Below are 21,408 nucleotides of genomic sequence, written 5' to 3'. Positions count from 1 at the left end.
GTACGTATGTCCGAAGATATCTTTGATGCCATCATCGTGGGCGCAGGGCTTGCCGGTTCCGTCGCGGCTCTGGTGCTCGCCCGTGAAGGAGCCCAGGTGTTGGTTATCGAGCGCGGAAATTCCGCTGGTGCGAAGAACGTCACCGGTGGGCGCATTTACGCCCACAGTCTGGAGTGCATTATTCCTGGCTTTGCTGAGCAGGCCCCTGTTGAGCGGGTCATCACCCACGAAAAACTCGCCTTTATGACCGATAACGGGGCGATGACCGTGGACTATCTCAACGGTGAAAAGGCGGGCCCGTCGCAGGTCTCTTACTCGGTGTTGCGCAGTAAATTTGACGCCTGGCTGATGGAGCAGGCGGAAGAGGCTGGCGCACAGTTGATCACCGGGATCCGCGTGGATAACGTCGTGCAGCGTGACGGTAAAGTGGTTGGCGTGGAAGCGGATGGCGACATCATCGAATCGAGAGTGGTGATCCTCGCCGATGGCGTCAACTCCCTGCTGGCGGAAAAACTGGGAATGGCGAAACGCGTTGAGGCAGCACACGTGGCGGTCGGCGTGAAAGAGCTGATCGAACTGCCGAAGTCAGTGATTGAAGATCGCTTCCAGTTGCAGGGTAACGAAGGCGCGGCCTGTTTGTTTGCCGGCTCCCCCACGGATGGCCTGATGGGCGGTGGCTTCCTTTACACCAACGAAAACACTCTGTCACTGGGGCTGGTGTGTGGTCTTCATCACCTGAAAGAGGCGAAAAAATCAGTCCCGCAAATGCTGGAAGATTTCAAACAGCATCCGGCCGTTGCGCCACTGATCGCCGGCGGCAAACTGGTGGAGTACGCGGCGCACGTGGTGCCGGAAGCAGGGATGAACATGCAGCCTGAACTGGTGGGCGATGGCGTGCTGATTGCTGGCGATGCGGCTGGCATGTGTATGAACCTCGGCTTTACCATTCGCGGGATGGATCTCGCGGTAGCCGCGGGTGAAGCGGCGGCGAAGACGGTGCTCTCTGCCATGCAGCGCAACGACTTTAGCCGGCAGGGGCTGGCGGAATATCGCCAGCATCTTGATGACGGTCCGATGCGCGATATGCGTATGTACCAGCGGCTGCCCGCGTTCCTTGATAACCCGCGCATGTTTACCCGTTATCCGGAAATGGCCGTCGGTATTGCACGCGACCTCTTTACCGTCGACGGCAGCGCGCCGGTGCCGATGCGTAAGAAGATTCTGCGCCATGCGAAGAAGGTGGGCTTCATCAACCTGATGAAGGATGGCATTAAAGGAGTGACCGTATTATGACTTCTCCCGTCAATGTGGACGTCAAGCTGGGCGTCAACAAATTCAATGTGGATGAAGAGAATCCGCACATCATCATGAAGGCGGTACCGGATAAACAGGTGCTGGAGGTGTTGATCAAGGCCTGTCCTGCCGGGTTATACAAAAAGCAGGATGACGGCAGCGTACGCTTTGATTACGCCGGATGTCTGGAGTGCGGCACCTGTCGGATCCTGGGGCTCGATACGGCGCTGGAGAAATGGGAGTACCCACGCGGTACCTTCGGCGTGGAGTTCCGTTACGGTTAAACCGGGTGCCGGATGGCGGCTTCGCCTTATCCGGCCAACGGGGGATAAGTAGGCCTGATAAGCGCAGCGTCATCAGGCAGTTAAGCACTAATGCCGAATGTCGGCAAACAGGACATCACCATGCAACAGCCCAGGAACTTTGATGATATTCAGTTCTCCTCTATTCACCGCAGGATCATGCTGTGGGGAAGCGGCGGCCCGTTTCTGGACGGTTATGTGCTGGTGATGATTGGCGTTGCGCTGGAACAGCTCACGCCAGCGCTGAAGCTGGATGCCGACTGGATTGGTTTGCTGGGGGCGGGAACGCTGGCCGGACTGTTTGTCGGTACCTCTTTGTTCGGTTATATCTCGGATAAAGTGGGACGGCGCAAAATGTTTCTCATCGATATCGTCGCCATCGGGGTGATATCGGTCGCCACTATGTTTGTCTCGTCTCCAGTAGAGTTGTTGGTGATGCGGGTGCTGATTGGCATCGTGATTGGTGCGGATTATCCCATTGCCACCTCAATGATCACGGAGTTTTCCAGCACGCGGCAACGCGCTTTCTCGATCAGTTTTATTGCGGCGATGTGGTACGTCGGCGCGACCTGCGCCGATCTGGTTGGCTACTGGTTGTATGACGTCGAAGGCGGCTGGCGCTGGATGCTGGGGAGCGCGGCGATCCCCTGTCTCCTGATCCTGATCGGTCGCTTTGATCTTCCCGAATCCCCGCGCTGGCTGTTGCGCAAAGGGCGGGTCAAAGAGTGCGAAGCAATGATGATCAAACTGTTCGGCGAGCCGGTGGCGTTCGATGAAGACACGGCGCAGGAGACGCGCTTTTTGCAGCTGTTCAATCGTCGCCACTTTCCGTTTGTGCTGTTTGTCGCCGCGATCTGGACCTGTCAGGTGATCCCCATGTTTGCCATTTACACCTTTGGTCCGCAGATTGTCGGTCTGTTGGGATTAGGTGCCGGGAAGAGCGCGGCGCTGGGAAATGTGGTGATCAGCCTGTTCTTTATGTTGGGCTGTATCCCGCCGATGTTCTGGCTCAACAGCGCGGGGCGGAGGCCGCTGCTGATTGGCAGCTTTGTGATGATGACGCTGGCGCTGGCGGTACTGGGTCTGATCCCGGAAATGGGTATCTGGCTGGTGGTGACGGCATTCGCGGTGTATGCCTTTTTCTCCGGTGGACCAGGGAATCTACAGTGGCTCTATCCAAATGAGCTGTTTCCGACCGATATTCGCGCTTCCGCCGTGGGGGTGATCATGTCGTTGAGCCGTATCGGCACCATTCTCTCCACCTGGGCGCTGCCGATTTTCATCACTAAATATGGCATTAATCAGGTGATGCTGATGGGGGCAGGGATCTCGTTGATAGGGTTACTGGTCTCCATTGCCTTTGCGCCAGAAACGCGTGGCCTGACGCTTGCCCAGACCAGTACGATGACGATTCGCAGGAAACCGTTGAGCTAAGCTGACGCTTCAGAGTGTTCTGTATTTGCCCTCAGAGTCAGACAGTGTGTCTACAGTTAATGGGTATATCACTGAAAATGACTGAAAAGCAGGGAGAACACCATGCAAAAGAAACTGTTGATCGCTTCCATTTTTGCCGCAGCAACTGTCTTTACCGTCGCCGGCTGCTCCTCGAACCAGGCTGTACGTACGACCGATGGCCGAACCATTGTCACCGACGGTAAACCGCAGGTGGACGATGACACGGGCCTGGTCTCCTACAAAAACGCGGAAACCGGTCAGACAGAACAAATTAACCGCGATCAGGTGAAAAATATGAGCGAGCTGGATAACTAGTTCAGTTTTCCCCATTTATCTGCTCAATAATATTCACTATTAGCCTGTTGGATTACTGACTACACTCTCTTATAAAACAGAGTGGTAAAATAACAGGCTTATCATGATTCTCATCATTTATGCGCATCCCTATCCGCAGCATTCTCATGCGAATAAACGGATGCTTGAGCAGGCAAGGACGCTGGAAGGCGTCGAGGTTCGTTCGCTCTATCAGCTCTATCCTGACTTTAATATCGATGTCGCTGCGGAACAAGAGGCGCTTTCTCGCGCTGATCTGATCGTCTGGCAACATCCCATGCAATGGTACAGCGTCCCCCCCTTACTCAAACTGTGGATGGATAAAGTGCTTTCTCACGGCTGGGCCTATGGTCACGGCGGGACAGCGTTGCGCGGTAAACAGGTGATGTGGGCGGTGACCACCGGCGGCGGCGATAATCACTTCGAAATTGGTTCGCACCCAGGCTTTGATGTGCTCTCACAGCCGCTCCAGGCGACGGCAATCTACTGCGGACTCAACTGGCTTGCGCCGTTTGCGATGCACTGTACGTTTATTTGCGACGATGAAACGTTGCAGGCGCAGGCGCGTCATTACAAGCAACGACTGATGGAATGGCAGGAGGCGCACAATGGATAGTCATACGCTCATACAGGCGCTGATTTATCTTGGGTCAGCGGCGCTGATCGTGCCGATTGCCGTCCGGCTGGGCTTAGGATCGGTGCTGGGCTATCTCATTGCGGGTTGCATCATCGGTCCCTGGGGGTTACGTCTGGTGACAGATGCCGAATCTATTCTGCACTTTGCCGAAATCGGCGTGGTGTTGATGCTGTTCGTCATTGGCCTGGAGCTCGATCCCCAGCGGTTATGGAAACTGCGCGCCTCGGTGTTTGGCGGCGGCGCGCTACAGATGGTGGTCTGTGGTGGCCTGATTGGTCTGTTTTGCATGTTCCTCGGCCTGCGCTGGCAGGTGGCGGAACTGATTGGGATGACGCTGGCGCTCTCCTCCACGGCGATTGCCATGCAGGCGATGAATGAGCGCAACCTGACCGTTTCGCAGATGGGGCGTAGCGCCTTTGCCGTGCTGCTGTTCCAGGATATCGCGGCGATTCCCCTGGTGGCGATGATCCCACTCCTGGCGACTAGCGGGGCGTCGACTACGCTCGGGGCGTTCGCGCTGTCGGCCCTGAAAGTCGCTGGCGCGCTGGTGCTGGTGGTGCTGTTGGGGCGCTATGTGACCCGTCCGGCACTGCGTTTCGTTGCGCGTTCAGGCCTGCGCGAAGTGTTCAGCGCCGTGGCGCTGTTTCTGGTTTTTGGTTTCGGGCTGTTGCTTGAAGAAGTGGGGCTGTCGATGGCGATGGGGGCATTCCTGGCTGGCGTATTGCTGGCAAGTTCAGAGTATCGCCATGCGCTGGAGAGCGACATCGAGCCGTTTAAGGGGCTGCTGCTGGGGCTGTTTTTCATTGGTGTCGGCATGTCTATCGATTTCGGGACGCTTATCGATAATCCCCTACGTATCATCATTCTGCTGGTTGGCTTTCTGGTGATCAAAACCGGGATGTTATGGCTGATTGCTCGTCCTTTACAGGTACCGAATAAACAGCGTCGCTGGTTTGCGGTACTGCTCGGGCAGGGCAGCGAGTTTGCATTTGTGGTTTTTGGTGCGGCGCAAATGGCAAACGTGCTCGATCCGCAATGGGCGAAAGCACTGACGCTGGCGGTAGCGCTGTCGATGGCGGCGACGCCGATATTCTTAGTCATCCTCACACGCATGGAGAAATCCGCCACGGGTGAAGAGCGGGAGGCCGATGAAATTGATGAAGAGCAGCCTCGGGTGATTATTGCCGGATTTGGGCGCTTCGGGCAGATCACCGGCCGTTTGCTGCTCTCCAGCGGCGTGAAGATGGTCGTCCTCGATCACGATCCGGACCACATCGAGACGCTACGTAAATTTGGTATGAAGGTATTCTACGGTGACGCAACGCGGATGGATCTGCTGGAATCCGCCGGGGCGGCGAAAGCGGAAGTACTGATCAACGCTATTGACGATCCGCAAACCAGTCTGGAGTTGACGGAGATGGTAAAAGACCATTTTCCAAACCTGCAAATTATTGCGCGGGCGCGCGATGTCGATCATTACATTCGTCTGCGTCAGGCGGGCGTGGAGCAACCGGAGCGTGAAACGTTTGAAGGCGCACTCAAAACCGGGCGTCTGGCGCTGGAAAGCCTTGGGCTTGGCCGTTATGAAGCGCGTGAACGCGCTGACCTGTTCCGCCGCTTTAATACGCAAATGGTGGAAGAAATGGCGAAGGGCGAGGACGACGCGACCTCCCGGGCAGCGGTCTATAAACGGACCAGCGCGATGCTGAGTGAAATTATCACTGAGGATCGCGAACATCTGTCGTTAATTCAGCGTCATGGTTGGCAGGGAACCGAGGAAGGTAAGCACACTGGAGACGTTGCCGATGAGCCGGAAGTTAAACCGTCAACCTGAGTAAAAAATGTGATGTACTGCAAACTTTACTGTTAACCGTTTGTTTTTGAACTACTGTAATGCCGGGAGTCCACTGTGAAGTCGTGGACTCGCCAGCAGATCGGAAAATTTTCGTGCTCTTCTTCTGTTCGTTAGTCGACGAAAGATTGCTCTTTCCGTATAGTGGCGACAATTTTTTTTGCTTCCGGGAAATATTCAATGATCAGTCTGATTGCTGCGTTAGCGGTAGATCGCGTTATTGGCATGGAAAACGCCATGCCGTGGAATCTACCTGCGGATCTCGCCTGGTTTAAACGTAATACGTTAAATAAACCTGTCGTTATGGGACGCCATACCTGGGAATCCATCGGCAGACCGTTGCCGGGGCGTAAGAACATCGTTATCAGCAGCCAACCGGGTACTGACGATCGCGTGCAGTGGGTGAAATCGGTTGATGAAGCGATTGCGGCCTGTGGCGATGCGCCAGAAATTATGGTGATTGGTGGTGGTCGCGTCTACGAGCAGTTCCTGCCAAAAGCGCAGAAACTGTATCTGACGCACATCGACGCGGAAGTGGAAGGGGATACGCATTTCCCGGACTACGAACCGGACGACTGGGAATCGGTGTTCAGCGAGTTTCACGACGCTGACGGGCAGAATTCGCACAGCTATTGCTTCGAAATTCTGGAACGTCGCTAAGTTATGAGTGCCGGATGGCGACGCTTAGCGTCTTATCCGGCCTACAAACCCGCTCGTAGGCCTGATAAGCGCAGCGCCATCAGGCGAAACAGATCAGGCGTTGACCGCCGCGCCTTCATCCCGATCCATTTGCTGGTTTGACGGCTGCACAAAGTATTGCTTATCTTCCCAGCGCAGGCAGGTTAAATTCCCTCCCCAGCAGCAACCGGTGTCCAGCGCATAGATCCCGTCCGGCGTCCCTTTACCTTCCAGAGAAGCCCAGTGACCAAATGCGATGCTGTAGGCCTCGCTGACGGGGCCTGGAATGGCAAACCACGGTTTCAACGGTGCCGGGGCATCCTCCGGGGACTCTTTGCTGTACATATCCAGTTGCCCGTTCGGGAAGCAGTAACGCATCCGGGTAAAGGCATTGGTGATAAAGCGCAGGCGTGCCAGTCCGGTCAGTTCTGGCGTCCAGTTATTCGGCATGTCGCCATACATGGCATCAAGGAAGAAGGGGTAAGAGTCGCTCGACAGTACCGCTTCGACATCGCGCGCGCACTCTTTGGCGGTCTGTAAATCCCACTGCGGCGTGATACCCGCATGGGCCATCACCAGCTTCTTCTCTTCATCAATCTGCAGCAGCGGCTGACGGCGCAGCCAGTTGAGCAGTTCGTCCGCGTCCGGCGCTTCCAGTAGCGGGCTCAGTCGATCTTTCGGTTTATTGCGACTAATACCTGCGAAAACCGCCAGCAGATGCAGATCGTGATTGCCCAGCACCAGGCGCACGCAGTCGCCGAGCGATTTCACATAACGCAGCACGTCCAGTGAGCCGGGGCCACGAGCGACCAGGTCGCCCGTCAGCCAGAGGGTATCGCTTTCAGGGGTAAAATTGACTTGTTGCAGCAATGCGATCAGTTCATCGTAGCAACCGTGAACGTCGCCAATAAGGTATGTTGCCATAGTTATTGTTTTAATGAATGAGAGTGGAAACAGCGAGTCGGAAAACCGGAATGTCGATGGTAAAGGCGACGCCATTCTCATCGATCATTTCGTAATGACCCTGCATCGTGCCCAGCGGTGTTTCGATAACGGCACCGCTGGTATACTGGTACTCTTCGCCAGGCTCAATGTGCGGCTGAACGCCAACCACACCTTCCCCCTGGACTTCGGTTTCTCGGCCATGACCATTAGTTATCAACCAATAGCGTCCCAGTAGCTGCACGGGCGCTCGCCCCAAATTGCGGATGGTTACGGTGTAGGCAAAAACGTAACGTTCATCATCAGGTGAGGATTGCGCTTCAATATAGACGCTTTGTACCTGAACACACACTCGGGGCGAATTGATCATGCTTAACTCTCCTTCGATGGCGCGTTTTCTGACAGATAGTTCGCCATCTGGCAGTACTGCGCGACAGAGATATTTTCCGCTCGCATTGCCGGGTCAATACCCAGTTCCGTTAAGACCTCAACGCTGAACAGATTGCCGAGGCTATTACGAATCGTTTTACGGCGCTGGTTGAACGCTTCTGTGGTGATGCGGCTCAACAGGCGAATATCTTTTACCGGGTAGGGCATCGTAGTATGCGGCACCAGGCGCACCACGGCGGAATCCACTTTTGGCGGCGGTGTGAAGGCGGATGGCGGAACTTCAAGCACTGGAATTATGTTGCAATAATACTGCGCCATCACGCTTAAGCGACCATACGCCTTACTGTTTGGTCCTGCAACCAGTCGATTGACCACCTCTTTCTGCAACATAAAGTGCATATCAGCAATGGCATCAGTATAGCTAAACAGGTGGAACATCAGCGGGGTAGAGATGTTATAGGGCAGGTTGCCGAACACGCGTAGCGGTTGCCCCATCTTTTCAGATAATTCGCCAAAATTCATGGTCATGGCGTCTTGCTGATAGATTGTCAGTTTGGGGCCCAGGAAGGGGTGCGTTTGCAGGCGTGCGGCCAGATCGCGGTCAAGTTCAATGACCGTCAGCGCATCCAGACGTTCGCCTACCGGCTCCGTCAGCGCCGCCAGACCGGGGCCGATTTCGACCATCGCCTGACCCTTTTGTGGGTTAATGGCGGAGACAATACTGTCGATCACAAACTGATCGTTGAGGAAGTTTTGCCCGAAACGTTTACGGGCTAAATGGCCCTGATGGACTCGATTATTCATTGGGTATTAACAATCATTTTGATGGCGAGATTAAGCGCCGTAATAAAACTGCCGACATCAGCTTCACCCCGACCCGCCAGTTCAAGCGCGGTGCCGTGGTCAACCGAGGTACGAATAAAGGGCAGGCCCAGCGTGATATTCACGCCGCGACCAAATCCCTGGTATTTTAGCACGGGGAGGCCCTGATCGTGGTACATTGCCAGCACAGCATCGGCATGTTGCAGATATTTCGCCTGAAACAGCGTGTCCGCCGGCAGTGGGCCGACTAACTTCATCCCCTGCGCGCGTAATGTGTCGAGCACCGGAACGATCGTGTCGATCTCTTCGCTGCCCATATGCCCCCCTTCACCGGCATGTGGGTTCAGACCACAAACCAGCACGCGCGGATCGTCCACACCGAATTTGGTGCGCAGATCGTGATGCAGGATGCCAATCACCTCATGCAGCAGCGCTGGCGTAATGGCGTCAGCGACGTCGCGCAGTGGCAGATGGGTGGTCGCCAGCGCGACGCGTAACTCTTCGGTCGCCAGCATCATCACTACTTTTTTTGCCTGGGAGCGCTCTTCAAAAAACTCGGTGTGACCGGTGAAAGGCACGCCCGCGTCGTTGATAACGCCTTTATGAACGGGACCCGTAATCAGCGCGGCAAATTCGCCCTGCAAACAACCGTCACAGGCGCGGGCCAGCGTCTGCACCACATACTCGCCATTCTCCACGGCCAGCTGCCCAGGAACGACAGGCGCATGAAGCGCGACCGGTAACAGCGTAAGCGTGCCGGCAGTCTGCGGTTTAGCAGGGCTTTGCGGGGTGTAAGGGAGTAGCGTGAGGGGAAGACCAAGCATTGCCGCCCGGTCGGCCAGTACCGCGGCGTCGGCACAGACCACCAGTTCAACTGGCCAGTCGCGCTGGGCAAGTTGAACGACGAGATCCGGACCAATCCCGGCGGGCTCGCCGGGAGTGATCGCTACGCGTTGAGCAACCGTCATTAATTGCTCAGGATTTTAACGTAAGCGCTGGCGCGCTGTTCCTGCATCCAGGTTGCGGCTTCTTCTGAGAACTTCCGGTTCATCAGCATACGGTAAGCACGATCTTTCTGCGCGGCGTCGGTTTTATCGACGTTACGCGTATCCAGCAGTTCGATCAGGTGCCAGCCGAAAGAGGAGTGCACCGGTGCGCTCATCTGGCCTTTGCTCATGCGGGTTAACGCATCGCGGAATGCCGGATCGAAAATATCCGCAGCAGCCCAGCCCAGATCGCCGCCCTGGTTAGCTGAGCCTGGATCCTGAGAGAACTCTTTCGCTGCCGCAGCAAAGGTGGTTTTACCGCTCTTAATATCTGCTGCGATCTGTTCAAGCTTCAGACGCGCCTGCTGATCGGTCATGATCGGCGACGGCTTGAGCAGAATATGACGAGCATGCACTTCGGTCACGGAGATGCTCTGGCTCTGGCCGCGCATATCGTTCACTTTCAGGATATGGAAACCGACACCGGAACGAATCGGGCCAACAATGTCACCTTTCTTCGCGGTGCTCAGCGCCTGGGCAAAAATGCCCGGCAGTTCCTGAATACGGCCCCAGCCCATCTGGCCGCCTTTCAGCGCCTGCTGATCGGCAGAATAGGTGATCGCCAGTTTTCCGAAGTCGTTGCCGTTACGGGCTTGATCAACAATGGAACGCGCCTGGGATTCCGCTTCGTTCACCTGGTCAGACGTTGGGTTTTCTGGCAGTGGGATCAGGATGTGGCTCAGGTTCAGCTCAGTACTGGCATCATTTTGATTGCCAACCTGCTGCGCCAGCGCGTCGACTTCCTGCGGCAGGATCGTCACGCGGCGGCGCACTTCGTTATTGCGCACTTCAGAGATGATCATCTCTTTACGGATCTGATTACGATAGGTTGAGTAGCTCAGACCATCGTAAGCCAGACGGCTGCGCATCTGATCCAACGTCATGTTGTTCTGTTTTGCGATATTGGCAATTGCCTGATCAAGCTGTTCGTCAGAGATTTTTACGCCCATCTTCTGACCCATCTGCAGGACAATCTGATCCATGATCAGACGTTCCAGGATCTGATGACGCAACGTAGCATCGTCCGGGAGTTGTTGACCTGCCTGGTTGGCGTTCAGTTTGACAGACTGCATCAGGCCATCAACATCGCTTTCCAGTACGACACCGTTATTTACGACGGCTGCGACTTTATCGACTACCTGCGGGGCAGCGAAACTGGTATTCGCGATCATGGCGATACCGAGAAGCAGCGTTTTCCAGTTCTTCATACTTTTTCCATTTCAATTAACCGCACTGCGGATTACGTGGTAAATCAATCAGATCACAAAGAGTTTTGATACGGCAAAATGTTGGAACGCAACATCTCTTTCGTGCCGAGGCCATAGTTGGAGCTCAGGCCACGAAGTTCGATGTTAAAGCCAATCACGTTGTCATATACCGCGTGTTCTTTATTGCTATCCCAACCGTTCAGCTTACGCTCGTAACCGACGCGAATGGCATAACAGCAGGAGTTGTACTGCACGCCTAACATCTGGTCGGCAGCTTTGTTCACGTTGGTATCGTAGTAGTAAGCACCAACAATGGACCAGCGGTCAGCGATCGGCCAACTGGCAACGGTACCGACCTGGTTGATCCCGTTCTTGTACTGTTCTGCTGTAGAATATCTTGCTGGCAACGTCGCCTGAATATACTCCGGGCTGGCGTAACGATAGTTCAACTGCACCAGACGATCTTCATCACGACGGTATTCAATACTGGAGCTACTGGTGGCGACGCTATCCAGACGGGTGTCGTACTGAATACCGCCGCGCAGACCCCAGCGTTCCGAAATACGCCAGTAGGTATCTCCTGCCCATACCAGTGAACCCGTTTGGTCATCTTTCTCCCATTGGATATTGTCATCGCCAGTGCGAGACTCCGTGAAATAGTAGATTTGACCAACAGAAACGTTAAAACGTTCAACCGCCGCGTCATCATATACGCGAGATGTGACGCCAGTCGTGACCTGGTTAGCGGAAGCAATACGGTCCAGGCCGCCATAGCTACGATCGCGGAACAGGCCGGTATAGTCAGATTGCAGCAGGGAAGAGTCGTAGTTGTAAATGCTGCTCTGGTCGCGATACGGCACATACAGATACTGCGCGCGCGGCTCCAGCGTCTGGGTGTAACCCGGCGCGAGCATATTCATATCACGTTCAAACACCATCTTGCCGTCGACTTTAAACTGCGGCATTACGCGGTTGGCGGAATCATCAAGATCTGTCGCATAGTTGGCGTTATACCATTTCAGATTGGTCTGCTGATAGTGGGTCGCCAGCAGCTTTGCTTCGGTGTTGACGCTGCCCCACTGATTCGACAGCGGCAGGTTGATGGTCGGCTCCAGGTGCAGACGCGTTGCTTCCGGCATGTTGTCATTGGTATTCACAAAATGCACGGCCTGACCGTAAATACGGGTATCGAAAGGACCCAGATCGTTCTGATAGAAGTTGACGTCTAACTGCGGCTGCGCAGAATAGCTGTTGCTGTTTGCCGTATCGAACACCTGGAACTGCTTGGTTGAAACCGTCGCGTCAAAGTTCTGTACCGCGTAGCCAACGCTGAATTTCTGTGTGGCATAACCGTCGGTACTGGAACCGTACTTGTTATCGAAATCATTAAAGTATGTGGAGTCGCTGACCTTGGTGTAGTCGACGTTGAAGCGCCACACCTGGTCCATCACGCCTGAATGTTGCCAGTAAAACAACCAGCGGCGTGAGTTGTCGTCTTTCGGATGTTCATCGCTGTAGACGCGATCGGAATTGAGATAGTCGAACTCCATTATGCCGGCACCCGCCTGACTCAGGTAACGGAATTCGTTCTCCCACATCACCCCGCCACGACGGTGCATATAGTGCGGCGTCAGGGTCGCATCCATGTTTGGCGCGATGTTCCAGTAATATGGCAGATAGAACTCAAAATAGTTCTTCGACGTATATTTGGCGTTCGGGATCAAGAAACCGGAGCGGCGTTTATCCCCCACCGGCAACTGCAAATACGGACTGTAAAAAACAGGAACCGGACCCAGCTTAAAGCGGGCGTTCCAGATTTCTGCGACCTGCTCTTCGCGGTCGTGAATTACTTCGCTACCGACGACGCTCCAGGTATCAGAACCCGGCAGACAGGAGGTGAAGGTCCCGTTCTCAAGAATGGTATAGCGGTTCTCACCGCGCTGTTTCATTAAGTCGGCTTTACCACGCCCCTGACGGCCCACCATCTGGTAGTCACCTTCCCAGACGTTGGTATCTTTGGTGTTTAGGTTCGCCCAACCCTTCGGCCCTTTCAGGATAACCTGGTTGTCATCGTAATGAACGTTGCCGAGCGCGTCGACGGTGCGCACGGGCTCAGGCTGACCCTGCGCCTCTTTCTGATGAAGCTGAACCTCATCGGCCTGTAGGCGACTGTTGCCCTGCATGATGTCCACATTGCCGGTAAACACCGCATCATCGGGGTAATTCCCTTTCGCGTGATCGGCATTAATCGTGACGGGGAGTTCATTTGTCTCGCCCTGCACCAGAGGACGGTCATAGCTTGGCACGCCTAACATACATTGTGAGGCGAGACTGGCTGCCAGACCCTGTTGACTGTAAAGGGCTGTGGCAATCATGGTGGCCAGGAGGGTGGGAATACGTTTTTTCATACGTTGTATTTTATTGTTCCATCATCAGTAGCGTCGCGCGTGACAAACCGCCACAGCCTAACTTACTCATGTTCTTAGCGCTAGTGTTAATCCTGCCGCTATAGCGTCTGTGGTGTTAGTCACGGCTGTGAATGACAGGTATGATAATGCAAATTATAGGCGATGTCCCACAATTGACCGTAGCGGGAAGATCGTAAAAAGCCGCTTATTTTGTGGGACCTGGCCTCACCGGGAGTGAGACAAATTGGGGAGTCTATGCAGTACTGGGGAAAAATAATTGGCGTGGCCATGGCACTGCTCATGGGCGGCGGCTTTTGGGGCGTGGTTCTGGGGCTGTTGATCGGCCACATGTTCGATAAGGCCCGCAGCCGGAAAATGGCGTGGTTTGCCAACCAGCGTGAGCGTCAGGCGCTGTTTTTTGCCACCACCTTTGAGGTGATGGGGCACTTAACCAAATCGAAAGGGCGCGTCACCGAAGCGGATATCCATGTCGCTAATGTGCTGATGGACAGGATGAATTTACACGGTGAATCACGATCGGCTGCGCAAAATGCGTTCCGCATCGGAAAATCAGATAATTACCCGTTACGTGAAAAAATGCGCCAGTTTCGTAGCGTCTGTTTTGGTCGTTTCGATCTTATCCGCATGTTTCTCGAAATTCAGATTCAGGCGGCGTTTGCTGACGGTTCACTACATCCCAACGAGCGTGAAGTGCTGTATGTGATTGCCGAAGAACTGGGCATTTCCCGTACTCAGTTCGATCAGTTCCTGCGTATGATGCAGGGGGGCGCGCAGTTTGGTGGTGGTTATCAGCAGCAGTCCGGCGGCAGCGGCTGGCAGCAGGCGCAGCGCGGCCCGACGCTGGAGGATGCCTGCAACGTACTGGGGGTTAAACCCACCGACGATGCGACGACCATTAAGCGCGCTTACCGTAAGCAGATGAGCGAGCATCATCCGGATAAGCTGGTGGCGAAAGGTCTGCCACCCGAAATGATGGAGATGGCGAAGCAAAAAGCGCAGGAAATTCAGAAGGCTTACGAGCTGATCAAAGAACAGAAAGGCTTTAAATAATGGTTTTGCCGGATGGCGACGCAACGCGTCTTATCCGGCTTACAATGCCCGAACGTAGGCCTGATAAGCGTAGCGCCATCAGGCATTATTGTTAGAAATCCGCCGGCGCTTTAAACGTCATGCTGTTGCCATAGGCGGGATGGGTGATGGTCAGCATTTCGGCATGCAACTGAAGTCGGGGGGCCATTGCCAGCGCGTCGGGCGGCGCATAAAAACGGTCGCCGAGGATCGGGTGACCTAACGCCAGCATATGGACGCGCAGTTGATGTGAACGCCCGGTGACGGGCTTCAACACCACCCGCGCGGTGTTATCTGCCGCAAACTCTACCACTTCATATTCAGTCTGCGCCGCTTTGCCGGTTTCATAACACACTTTTTGTTTCGGGCGATTCGGCCAGTCGCAGATCAGCGGTAAATCCACCAGTCCTTCTGCGGGCGCGGGATGTCCCCATACCCGCGCCACATACTGTTTTTTCGGCTCGCGCTCGCGAAACTGACGCTTCAACTCCCGTTCTGCCGCTTTGGTGAGGGCCACTACAATCACGCCGCTGGTCGCCATATCCAGACGATGCACAGATTCCGCCAGAGGATAGTCGCGTTGAATACGCGTCATCACGCTGTCTTTATGTTCTTCAAGACGCCCCGGCACAGACAACAGGCCACTCGGCTTGTTGACCACCATAATGTGCTCATCCTGATACAGGATCACCAGCCAGGGATCCTGCGGCGGATTGTAGTTTTCCATCCCCATATTCGACTCCGTTACTGATGTGTGACGACGATAAGACGCAGCGCATCCAGACGCCATCCCGCCTGATTCAGGCTTTCCAACACCTGCTGACGGTTGCTCTCAATCGCCGCGAGTTCGTCATCACGAATGTTAGGATTGACGGCGCGCAGCGCTTCCAGGCGTGACAGTTCGGCAGACAGTTTTTCATCCGCTTCATTACGCGCAGCGTCAATCAGGGCACGGGCTGACTTTTCAACCTGCGCCTCACCCAGCTGCAGGATCGCATGAACATCCTGCTGCACCGCGTTAACCAGCTTGCTGCCGGTGTGACGGTTAACGGCGCTCAACTGGCGGTTAAAGGTTTCAAACTCCACCTGCGCGGCGAGGTTATTACCGTTTTTATCCAGCAGCATACGAACCGGAGTCGGCGGCAGGAAGCGGTTGAGCTGAAGCTGTTTCGGCGCCTGCGCTTCAACAACATACACCAGTTCCAGCAGCAGCGTTCCAACCGGTAAGGCTTTGTTTTTCAGCAACGATATGGTGCTGCTGCCGGTATCGCCAGAGAGGATAAGGTCCAGACCGTTACGAATCAGCGGGTGTTCCCAGGTAATAAACTGGGCATCTTCACGCGACAGCGCCACGTCACGCTCAAAGGTAATGGTGCAGCCGTCTTCCGGCAGGCCCGGGAAATCCGGAACCAGCATGTGATCGGATGGGGTCAGCACAATCAGATTTTCGCCGCGATCGTCCTGGTTAATTCCCACGATATCAAACAGGTTCATGGCAAAGGCGATAAGGCTTGTGTCGTCGTCCTGCTCTTCGATACTTTCAGCCAGTTGTTGCGCTTTTTCACCGCCGTTGGAGTGGATCTCCAGCAGACGGTCGCGGCCCTGTTCCAGTTGAGCCTTCAGAGCTTCATGCTGTTCGCGACAGGTTTTGATCAGCTCATCAAAGCCATCGGTCTCTTCGGGTGCCGCCAGATAGTTGATCAGGTTGCTGTAGACCGTGTCATAGATGGCGCGACCGGTCGGGCAGGTATGTTCGAACGCATCCAGACCTTCGTGATACCAGCGAACCAGCACCGACTGGGCCGTTTTCTCTAAATAGGGGACGTGGATTTGGATATCGTGCGCCTGACCGATACGGTCGAGACGGCCAATACGCTGTTCCAGCAGATCCGGGTTAAACGGCAGGTCGAACATCACCAGGTTGCTGGCAAACTGGAAGTTACGTCCTTCCGAACCGATTTCTGAACACAACAGCACCTGTGCGCCGCTGTCCTCTTCACCAAACCAGGCGGCGGCACGGTCGCGCTCGATAATCGACATGCCTTCATGGAAAACGGCGGCGCGGATACCTTCACGTTCGCGCAGCACTTGCTCCAGTTGCAGGGCGGTTGTCGCTTTCGCGCAGATCACCAGCACTTTCTGCGAGCGATGGCTGGTCAGGTAGCCCATCAGCCATTCAACGCGCGGGTCGAAGTTCCACCAGGTGCCGGTATCACCTTCAAATTCCTGATAAATCTGTTCCGGATAGAGCATATCGCGCGCTCTGTCTTCGGCGTTTTTGCGGGCACCCATGATGCCGGACACTTTAATGGCAGTCTGATACTGCGTCGGCAGCGGCAGCTTAATGGTGTGCAGTTCGCGTTTCGGGAAACCTTTTACGCCGTTACGGGTGTTACGGAACAGCACGCGACTGGTGCCGTGACGGTCCATCAGCATGGAGACCAGTTCCTGACGCGCGTTCTGCGCACCGTCGCGGTCACTGTTCGCGGTTTGCAGCAGCGGCTCTATATCTTGTTCGCCGATCAGTTCCCCCAGCATGTTGAGCTCTTCATTGCTGAGTTTGTTTCCCGCCAGCAGCATGGCGACGGCGTCGGCAACCGGACGGTAGTTTTTCTGCTCTTCGACAAATTGTGCGAAATCGTGGAAGCGATTGGGATCCAGCAGGCGCAGACGCGCAAAGTGGCTTTCCATACCCAGTTGTTCCGGGGTAGCGGTCAGCAACAGTACGCCTGGCACACGTTCTGCCAGTTGTTCAATCGCCAGGTACTCGCGGCTTGGCGTTTCTTCGCTCCACACAAGGTGATGGGCTTCATCGACAACGAGCAGATCCCACTCGGCATCACACAGATGTTCCAGGCGCTGTTTGTTGCGGCGGGCGAAATCCAGTGAACAGATAACCAGTTGCTCGGTGTCAAACGGGTTCAGCGCATCGTGCTGCGCTTCTGCGTAGCGTTCGTCGTCAAACAGGGCGAAACGCAGGTTAAAACGGCGCAGCATTTCGACCAGCCACTGATGCTGCAAGGTTTCCGGCACAATGATCAGCACGCGTTCAGCCGCGCCGGAAAGCAGTTGCTGATGCAGGATCATCCCGGCTTCAATGGTTTTCCCCAGACCCACTTCATCTGCCAGCAGTACGCGCGGCGCATGGCGACGACCCACGTCATGGGCAATGTTCAACTGGTGAGGGATCAGACTGGTGCGCTGCCCGCGCAGACCGCTCCACGGCATACGGTACTGTTCGCTCTGAAATTTACGTGCGCGATAGCGCAGCGCAAACCGGTCCATACGGTCAATCTGACCGGCAAAGAGACGATCCTGCGGTTTACTGAAAGCCAGCTTACTGTCGAGCAGAACTTCACGCAGCGTTACGCCAGCTTCTTCGGTATCAAGACGGGTACCAATGTAGGCAAGCAAACCGTTTTCTTCTTTTACTTCATCGATTTGCAGCTGCCAGCCTTCATGACTGGTAATGGTGTCGCCAGGGTTGAACATCACGCGGGTCACGGGGGAGTCACTGCGTGCATACAGACGGTTTTCACCGGTGGAGGGGAAAAGCAAAGTGACGGTGCGCGCATCCATGGCGACAACGGTTCCAAGTCCCAGTTCGCTTTCTGTATCGCTGATCCAGCGTTGACCAAGTGTAAAAGGCATATTTGTTCGGCTCTATTTCTTTAATTCAGGCAATAATCACCCTCTGCCAGGAAAAAAGATGGCAGCAAGTATTATTGGGTCCAGGAATGGAAAGGGCGCTATGGTAATGGATGGCGATGGATTCGTCACGCGTCAAAATAACCCTAATTGGCCTGTCAGTAGTGTAGCAAAGTTATCATCAATGAAGGGAAGAATTCCTTCCGCGACGGGCTGAAGCTGACGCGTCAGGTAGTGTTCATAATCCAGCGGCGAGTGTTGATAATCCCTCGGCTCCGGGCCGTTCAGGGTCCAGACATAGTGGATGGTGCCGCGGTTCTGGTACTGCGCCGCACGTCCCCGTTTCAGGTTTTCTTCGTCGGCTAGCCTGGCGGCACGCACGTGCGGCGGCACGTTGCGCTGGTACTCGCTCAATGGTCGACGCAGACGCTTGCGATAGACCAGACGATCGTCCAGTTCACCTGCCATCAGCCGGGCAATGGTGTCGCGTACGTAATCCTGATACGGCTCGTGACGAAAAATGCGCAGGTACAACTCCTGCTGAAACTGTTGCGCCAGCGGCGTCCAGTCGGTACGCACGGTTTCCAGACCTTTAAACACCATCCGCTGGCGCTCTCCTTCCTGAATCAGGCCCGCGTAGCGTTTTTTACTGCCGGTATCCGCGCCACGGATGGTGGGCATCAGAAAACGGCAGAAATGCGTTTCATACTCCAGCTCCAGTGCGCTGGTGAGGTTCTTCTCCTGGAGCGACTGTGCCCACCAGGTGTTGACGTGCTCCACTAATGACCGGCCAATTTTCGCGGCTTCCTCTTCCGTATGAGCGCGTTTTAGCCAGACGAAGGTGGAGTCAGTGTCGCCATAAATCACGTCATACCCCTGGGCTTCAATGAGCGCTTTGGTCTGGCGCATGATCGCGTGACCGCGCATGGTGATCGACGAGGCCAGACGTGGATCAAAGAAACGGCAGGCCGTTGTGCCGAGCACGCCGTAAAAGGCATTCATGATGATCTTCAACGCCTGTGAAAGTGGTTTGTTGCCGTGTCGTTTGGCGTCGTCGCGACCGTGCCAGATGTTCGTCACGATCTCCGGCAGGCAGTGTTTTTCCCGTGAGAACCAGGCGTCGAGGAATCCTTCGGTACTGTGTTCGGGATCCGGGTGTGCCATCCCTTCCACCAGACCGACAGGGTCGATCAAAAAAGTGCGAATGATCGAGGGGTACAGGCTTTTGTAATCCAGTACCAGCACGGAATCATATAATCCTGGACGCGAATCCATCACATAACCGCCGGGGCTGGCATGAGGCGGGACTTCACCGAGGTTTGGCGCGACGTACCCGGCGCGGTGCATGCGCGGAAAATAGAGATGACCGAAGGCGGCGACCGAACCGCCGTGACGATCGACAGGTAATCCATTGACCGTGGAACGCTCTAACAGGAACGGCACGATCTCGGTTTTATGAAAGATCCGCGTCACCAGCTCACAATCTTTCAGATTATACGTGGCGAGTGCGGGTTTATCCTCGGCAAAACGCCTGTCGATCTCATCCATGCGATCCCATGGATTATCGATCGATTTGCCTTCTCCGAGGAGTTCCTGCGAAACGGTCTCCAGCGAAAACGACGAGAAATTCCAGAAGGCAGATTTCAGCGCTTCAATACCGTCAATAATCAGCCGACCCCTGGCCTGGGCGAAAAAAACGCCGTTTTTAAAACCGTGCTCACGCCACTCGAGTTCGCTGTTATCGCGGCCAAAACGCAGCGGGATACGGTAGCGCTCAGCATGTTTTTGCAACACGCGCAGGTCGAACTGCACCAGATTCCAGCCGATGATGAGGTCGGGATCGTGGCGGGCAATCCATTCGTTCAGCTTTTCCAGCAGTTGTGGGCGACTGTTGACGTACTCAAGCTGGAAGTCGAGCGTTGACGCTTCGCCATTTTCGGGGCCGAGCATATAGACAACGCGCTGCCCGCAGCCTTCAAGCCCAATGCAGTACAATTCTCCGTGGCGGGTGGTCTCAATGTCCAGAGAAAGCCACTTGAGCGGCGGACGATAGTCGGGATGGGGTTTTAATCGCGCGTTAACGATCGCCCCGTTGCGGCTCTCACCTTCAACCCACACTGGCGAGGTGATAAAGCGTTCCATCAGGTAGCGCTCTGGCGGGCGCACATCGCCCTCATAAACCGTCACGCCGTTCTCACGCAACAGCTTTTCCAGACGCATTAGCTGGCGATGCGAACGGCAGTAAAGACCAGAAACCGGCTGACGATGAAAATCCTTGAGGTTGAGCGGCGTCAGGCGGTAGCCATTTTCACTGCTTAATAGCGACGTGACGCGAGCGGTAAGCGCGGTGGGGATAAACGCAACGGATTCCTGCGGCGCAAGCGTGACCTGCAAAGGCCCGCTGTCTGTTGCCAGCCAGAAGGCGACTTCTGTTCCCTGCGATGTATCCCGCCAGTGCCGGGTTAAGATAAAACCTGCCTGCGCCACGCTGTTTATCCATCAAAAAAACCAGGCATGATTATAGCCTGGTTCAACGTGTTTTGCTGGGGTTTTATACAGTTATTAACGCAGCTACTGCCCGTAATAGGCTTTCGCCCCGTGCTTGCGCAGGTAATGTTTATCCAGCAGCGTCTGCTGCATATCCGGTAATTGCGGCGCGAGCTGGCGGCAGAATATGCCCATATAGGCGACCTCTTCTAAGACGATGGCGTTATGCACAGCGTCTTCGGCGTTTTTCCCCCATGCGAAGGGACCGTGTGAATGCACCAGCACCCCTGGCATCTGTGCGGCGTCGATGCCCTGTTTTGCAAACGTTTCGACAATCACGTTGCCGGTTTCCCATTCATACTCGCCGTTGATTTCGCTGTCAGTCATTTTGCGGGTGCAGGGAATGGCGCCATAGAAATAGTCGGCGTGCGTCGTCCCCGTTGCCGGAATAGACTGCCCGGCCTGCGCCCAGATGGTTGCGTGGCGCGAATGGGTATGCACGATACCGCCAATAGTGGAAAAAGCCTGGTACAGCAGACGGTGCGTCGGCGTATCGGACGACGGCTTTTTCTTACCTTCAACCACTTCACCCGTCGCGATGCTGACAACCACCATATCTTCTGCGGTCATCACGCTGTAATCGACGCCGGAAGGTTTAATCACAAAGACGCCGCGCTCGCGATCGACCGCGCTGACGTTCCCCCAGGTGAGGGTGACCAGGTTGTGCGTTGGCAGTGCCAGATTCGCTTCCAGCACCTGACGTTTGAGATCTTCTAGCATGTTTTTCTCCCTGCCTGATGAGGGCGTAAACGCCTTAT

18 protein-coding genes are annotated in these 21,408 nt (G+C 55.2%); 8 read left to right on the top strand and 10 right to left on the bottom strand.

What is annotated here, in order from left to right:
- Positions 1 to 6: 6 nt before the first annotated feature.
- From I6L53_RS18205 to folA, 7 genes are all read left to right on the top strand, one after another.
- Positions 7 to 1,293, top strand: coding sequence for an FAD-dependent oxidoreductase (locus I6L53_RS18205; protein WP_042323938.1), 1,287 nt, complete (start codon positions 7 to 9; stop codon positions 1,291 to 1,293).
- Complete coding sequence (fixX, locus tag I6L53_RS18200) at positions 1,290 to 1,577, top strand: ferredoxin-like protein FixX (RefSeq protein WP_042323936.1); 288 nt, start codon at positions 1,290 to 1,292, stop codon at positions 1,575 to 1,577. The genes I6L53_RS18205 and fixX overlap by 4 nt, the downstream gene beginning before the upstream one ends.
- 120 nt (positions 1,578 to 1,697) lie before the next feature.
- Positions 1,698 to 3,029, top strand: a complete 1,332-nt coding sequence (locus I6L53_RS18195; RefSeq protein ID WP_042324136.1) for an MFS transporter — start codon at positions 1,698 to 1,700, stop codon at positions 3,027 to 3,029.
- A 102-nt stretch (positions 3,030 to 3,131) separates the two neighbouring features.
- A complete protein-coding gene (locus tag I6L53_RS18190; RefSeq protein WP_042323934.1) occupies positions 3,132 to 3,365 on the top strand; it encodes a YgdI/YgdR family lipoprotein in 234 nt (77 codons plus the stop codon).
- Between the two features lie 103 nt (positions 3,366 to 3,468).
- Complete coding sequence (gene kefF / locus I6L53_RS18185; protein ID WP_042323932.1) at positions 3,469 to 3,999, top strand: glutathione-regulated potassium-efflux system oxidoreductase KefF; 531 nt, start codon at positions 3,469 to 3,471, stop codon at positions 3,997 to 3,999.
- Entirely contained in the window at positions 3,992 to 5,854 is a 1,863-nt protein-coding gene (gene kefC, locus I6L53_RS18180; protein WP_042323930.1) for a glutathione-regulated potassium-efflux system protein KefC, read from the top strand. The genes kefF and kefC overlap by 8 nt, the downstream gene beginning before the upstream one ends.
- 198 nt (positions 5,855 to 6,052) lie before the next feature.
- Entirely contained in the window at positions 6,053 to 6,532 is a 480-nt protein-coding gene (gene folA / locus I6L53_RS18175; protein WP_042323929.1) for a type 3 dihydrofolate reductase, read from the top strand.
- 93 nt (positions 6,533 to 6,625) lie between these two features.
- Here folA and apaH read toward each other — a convergent pair whose 3' ends face one another.
- The 6 genes from apaH to lptD are packed head-to-tail and all read right to left on the bottom strand — an operon-like array spanning position 6,626 to position 13,366.
- Complete coding sequence (gene apaH / locus I6L53_RS18170) at positions 6,626 to 7,474, bottom strand: bis(5'-nucleosyl)-tetraphosphatase (symmetrical) ApaH (protein WP_042323927.1); 849 nt, start codon at positions 7,472 to 7,474, stop codon at positions 6,626 to 6,628.
- Positions 7,475 to 7,484: 10 nt separating this feature from the next.
- The gene (gene apaG / locus I6L53_RS18165) at positions 7,485 to 7,862 is read right to left on the bottom strand and encodes a Co2+/Mg2+ efflux protein ApaG (RefSeq protein WP_042323925.1); all 378 of its coding nucleotides are present in this window, start codon (positions 7,860 to 7,862) and stop codon (positions 7,485 to 7,487) included.
- A 2-nt stretch (positions 7,863 to 7,864) separates the two neighbouring features.
- Positions 7,865 to 8,686, bottom strand: a complete 822-nt coding sequence (gene rsmA, locus I6L53_RS18160; protein WP_042323924.1) for a 16S rRNA (adenine(1518)-N(6)/adenine(1519)-N(6))-dimethyltransferase RsmA — start codon at positions 8,684 to 8,686, stop codon at positions 7,865 to 7,867.
- A complete protein-coding gene (pdxA, locus tag I6L53_RS18155) occupies positions 8,683 to 9,672 on the bottom strand; it encodes a 4-hydroxythreonine-4-phosphate dehydrogenase PdxA (protein WP_042323922.1) in 990 nt (329 codons plus the stop codon). Before pdxA ends, rsmA begins: the two co-directional genes overlap by 4 nt.
- A complete protein-coding gene (surA, locus tag I6L53_RS18150; protein ID WP_042323920.1) occupies positions 9,672 to 10,958 on the bottom strand; it encodes a peptidylprolyl isomerase SurA in 1,287 nt (428 codons plus the stop codon). Before surA ends, pdxA begins: the two co-directional genes overlap by 1 nt.
- Before the next feature lie 53 nt (positions 10,959 to 11,011).
- Complete coding sequence (gene lptD / locus I6L53_RS18145; RefSeq protein WP_042323917.1) at positions 11,012 to 13,366, bottom strand: LPS assembly protein LptD; 2,355 nt, start codon at positions 13,364 to 13,366, stop codon at positions 11,012 to 11,014.
- Positions 13,367 to 13,621: 255 nt separating this feature from the next.
- Here lptD and djlA point away from each other — a divergent pair, with 255 nt between their 5' ends.
- Positions 13,622 to 14,437, top strand: a complete 816-nt coding sequence (gene djlA, locus I6L53_RS18140) for a co-chaperone DjlA (protein ID WP_042323916.1) — start codon at positions 13,622 to 13,624, stop codon at positions 14,435 to 14,437.
- A gap of 91 nt (positions 14,438 to 14,528) precedes the next feature.
- Here the strand turns inward: djlA and rluA are convergent, their stop codons facing one another.
- The 4 genes from rluA to araD form a co-directional block, all read right to left on the bottom strand.
- On the bottom strand, positions 14,529 to 15,188 hold the full coding sequence (rluA, locus tag I6L53_RS18135) for a bifunctional tRNA pseudouridine(32) synthase/23S rRNA pseudouridine(746) synthase RluA (protein WP_042323913.1): 660 nt from the start codon (positions 15,186 to 15,188) through the stop codon (positions 14,529 to 14,531).
- An 11-nt stretch (positions 15,189 to 15,199) separates the two neighbouring features.
- Entirely contained in the window at positions 15,200 to 18,106 is a 2,907-nt protein-coding gene (rapA, locus tag I6L53_RS18130) for an RNA polymerase-associated protein RapA (RefSeq protein ID WP_042323910.1), read from the bottom strand.
- A 132-nt stretch (positions 18,107 to 18,238) separates the two neighbouring features.
- Positions 18,239 to 20,590: a DNA polymerase II gene (polB, locus tag I6L53_RS18125; RefSeq protein WP_042323909.1), complete on the bottom strand. Its 2,352-nt coding sequence runs from the start codon at positions 20,588 to 20,590 to the stop codon at positions 18,239 to 18,241.
- 84 nt (positions 20,591 to 20,674) lie between these two features.
- Positions 20,675 to 21,370, bottom strand: a complete 696-nt coding sequence (gene araD / locus I6L53_RS18120; protein WP_042323907.1) for an L-ribulose-5-phosphate 4-epimerase — start codon at positions 21,368 to 21,370, stop codon at positions 20,675 to 20,677.
- Positions 21,371 to 21,408: the final 38 nt, after the last annotated feature.

Origin of the sequence: Citrobacter farmeri (assembly GCF_019048065.1) — a bacterium.
In the GTDB taxonomy this organism is placed as follows: Bacteria; Pseudomonadota; Gammaproteobacteria; order Enterobacterales; family Enterobacteriaceae; genus Citrobacter_A; species Citrobacter_A farmeri.
Note: the sequence above shows the minus strand (reverse complement) of the source record. Positions and strands in the feature narration are given on the sequence as shown.

Coding starts and splice junctions, on each gene's coding strand:
- I6L53_RS18205 (WP_042323938.1), top strand. CDS start 7: ATGTCCGAAGATATCTTTGATGCCATCATCGTGGGCGCAGGGCTTGCC.
- fixX (WP_042323936.1), top strand. CDS start 1,290: ATGACTTCTCCCGTCAATGTGGACGTCAAGCTGGGCGTCAACAAATTC.
- I6L53_RS18195 (WP_042324136.1), top strand. CDS start 1,698: ATGCAACAGCCCAGGAACTTTGATGATATTCAGTTCTCCTCTATTCAC.
- I6L53_RS18190 (WP_042323934.1), top strand. CDS start 3,132: ATGCAAAAGAAACTGTTGATCGCTTCCATTTTTGCCGCAGCAACTGTC.
- kefF (WP_042323932.1), top strand. CDS start 3,469: ATGATTCTCATCATTTATGCGCATCCCTATCCGCAGCATTCTCATGCG.
- kefC (WP_042323930.1), top strand. CDS start 3,992: ATGGATAGTCATACGCTCATACAGGCGCTGATTTATCTTGGGTCAGCG.
- folA (WP_042323929.1), top strand. CDS start 6,053: ATGATCAGTCTGATTGCTGCGTTAGCGGTAGATCGCGTTATTGGCATG.
- apaH (WP_042323927.1), bottom strand. CDS start 7,474: ATGGCAACATACCTTATTGGCGACGTTCACGGTTGCTACGATGAACTG.
- apaG (WP_042323925.1), bottom strand. CDS start 7,862: ATGATCAATTCGCCCCGAGTGTGTGTTCAGGTACAAAGCGTCTATATT.
- rsmA (WP_042323924.1), bottom strand. CDS start 8,686: ATGAATAATCGAGTCCATCAGGGCCATTTAGCCCGTAAACGTTTCGGG.
- pdxA (WP_042323922.1), bottom strand. CDS start 9,672: ATGACGGTTGCTCAACGCGTAGCGATCACTCCCGGCGAGCCCGCCGGG.
- surA (WP_042323920.1), bottom strand. CDS start 10,958: ATGAAGAACTGGAAAACGCTGCTTCTCGGTATCGCCATGATCGCGAAT.
- lptD (WP_042323917.1), bottom strand. CDS start 13,366: ATGAAAAAACGTATTCCCACCCTCCTGGCCACCATGATTGCCACAGCC.
- djlA (WP_042323916.1), top strand. CDS start 13,622: ATGCAGTACTGGGGAAAAATAATTGGCGTGGCCATGGCACTGCTCATG.
- rluA (WP_042323913.1), bottom strand. CDS start 15,188: ATGGGGATGGAAAACTACAATCCGCCGCAGGATCCCTGGCTGGTGATC.
- rapA (WP_042323910.1), bottom strand. CDS start 18,106: ATGCCTTTTACACTTGGTCAACGCTGGATCAGCGATACAGAAAGCGAA.
- araD (WP_042323907.1), bottom strand. CDS start 21,370: ATGCTAGAAGATCTCAAACGTCAGGTGCTGGAAGCGAATCTGGCACTG.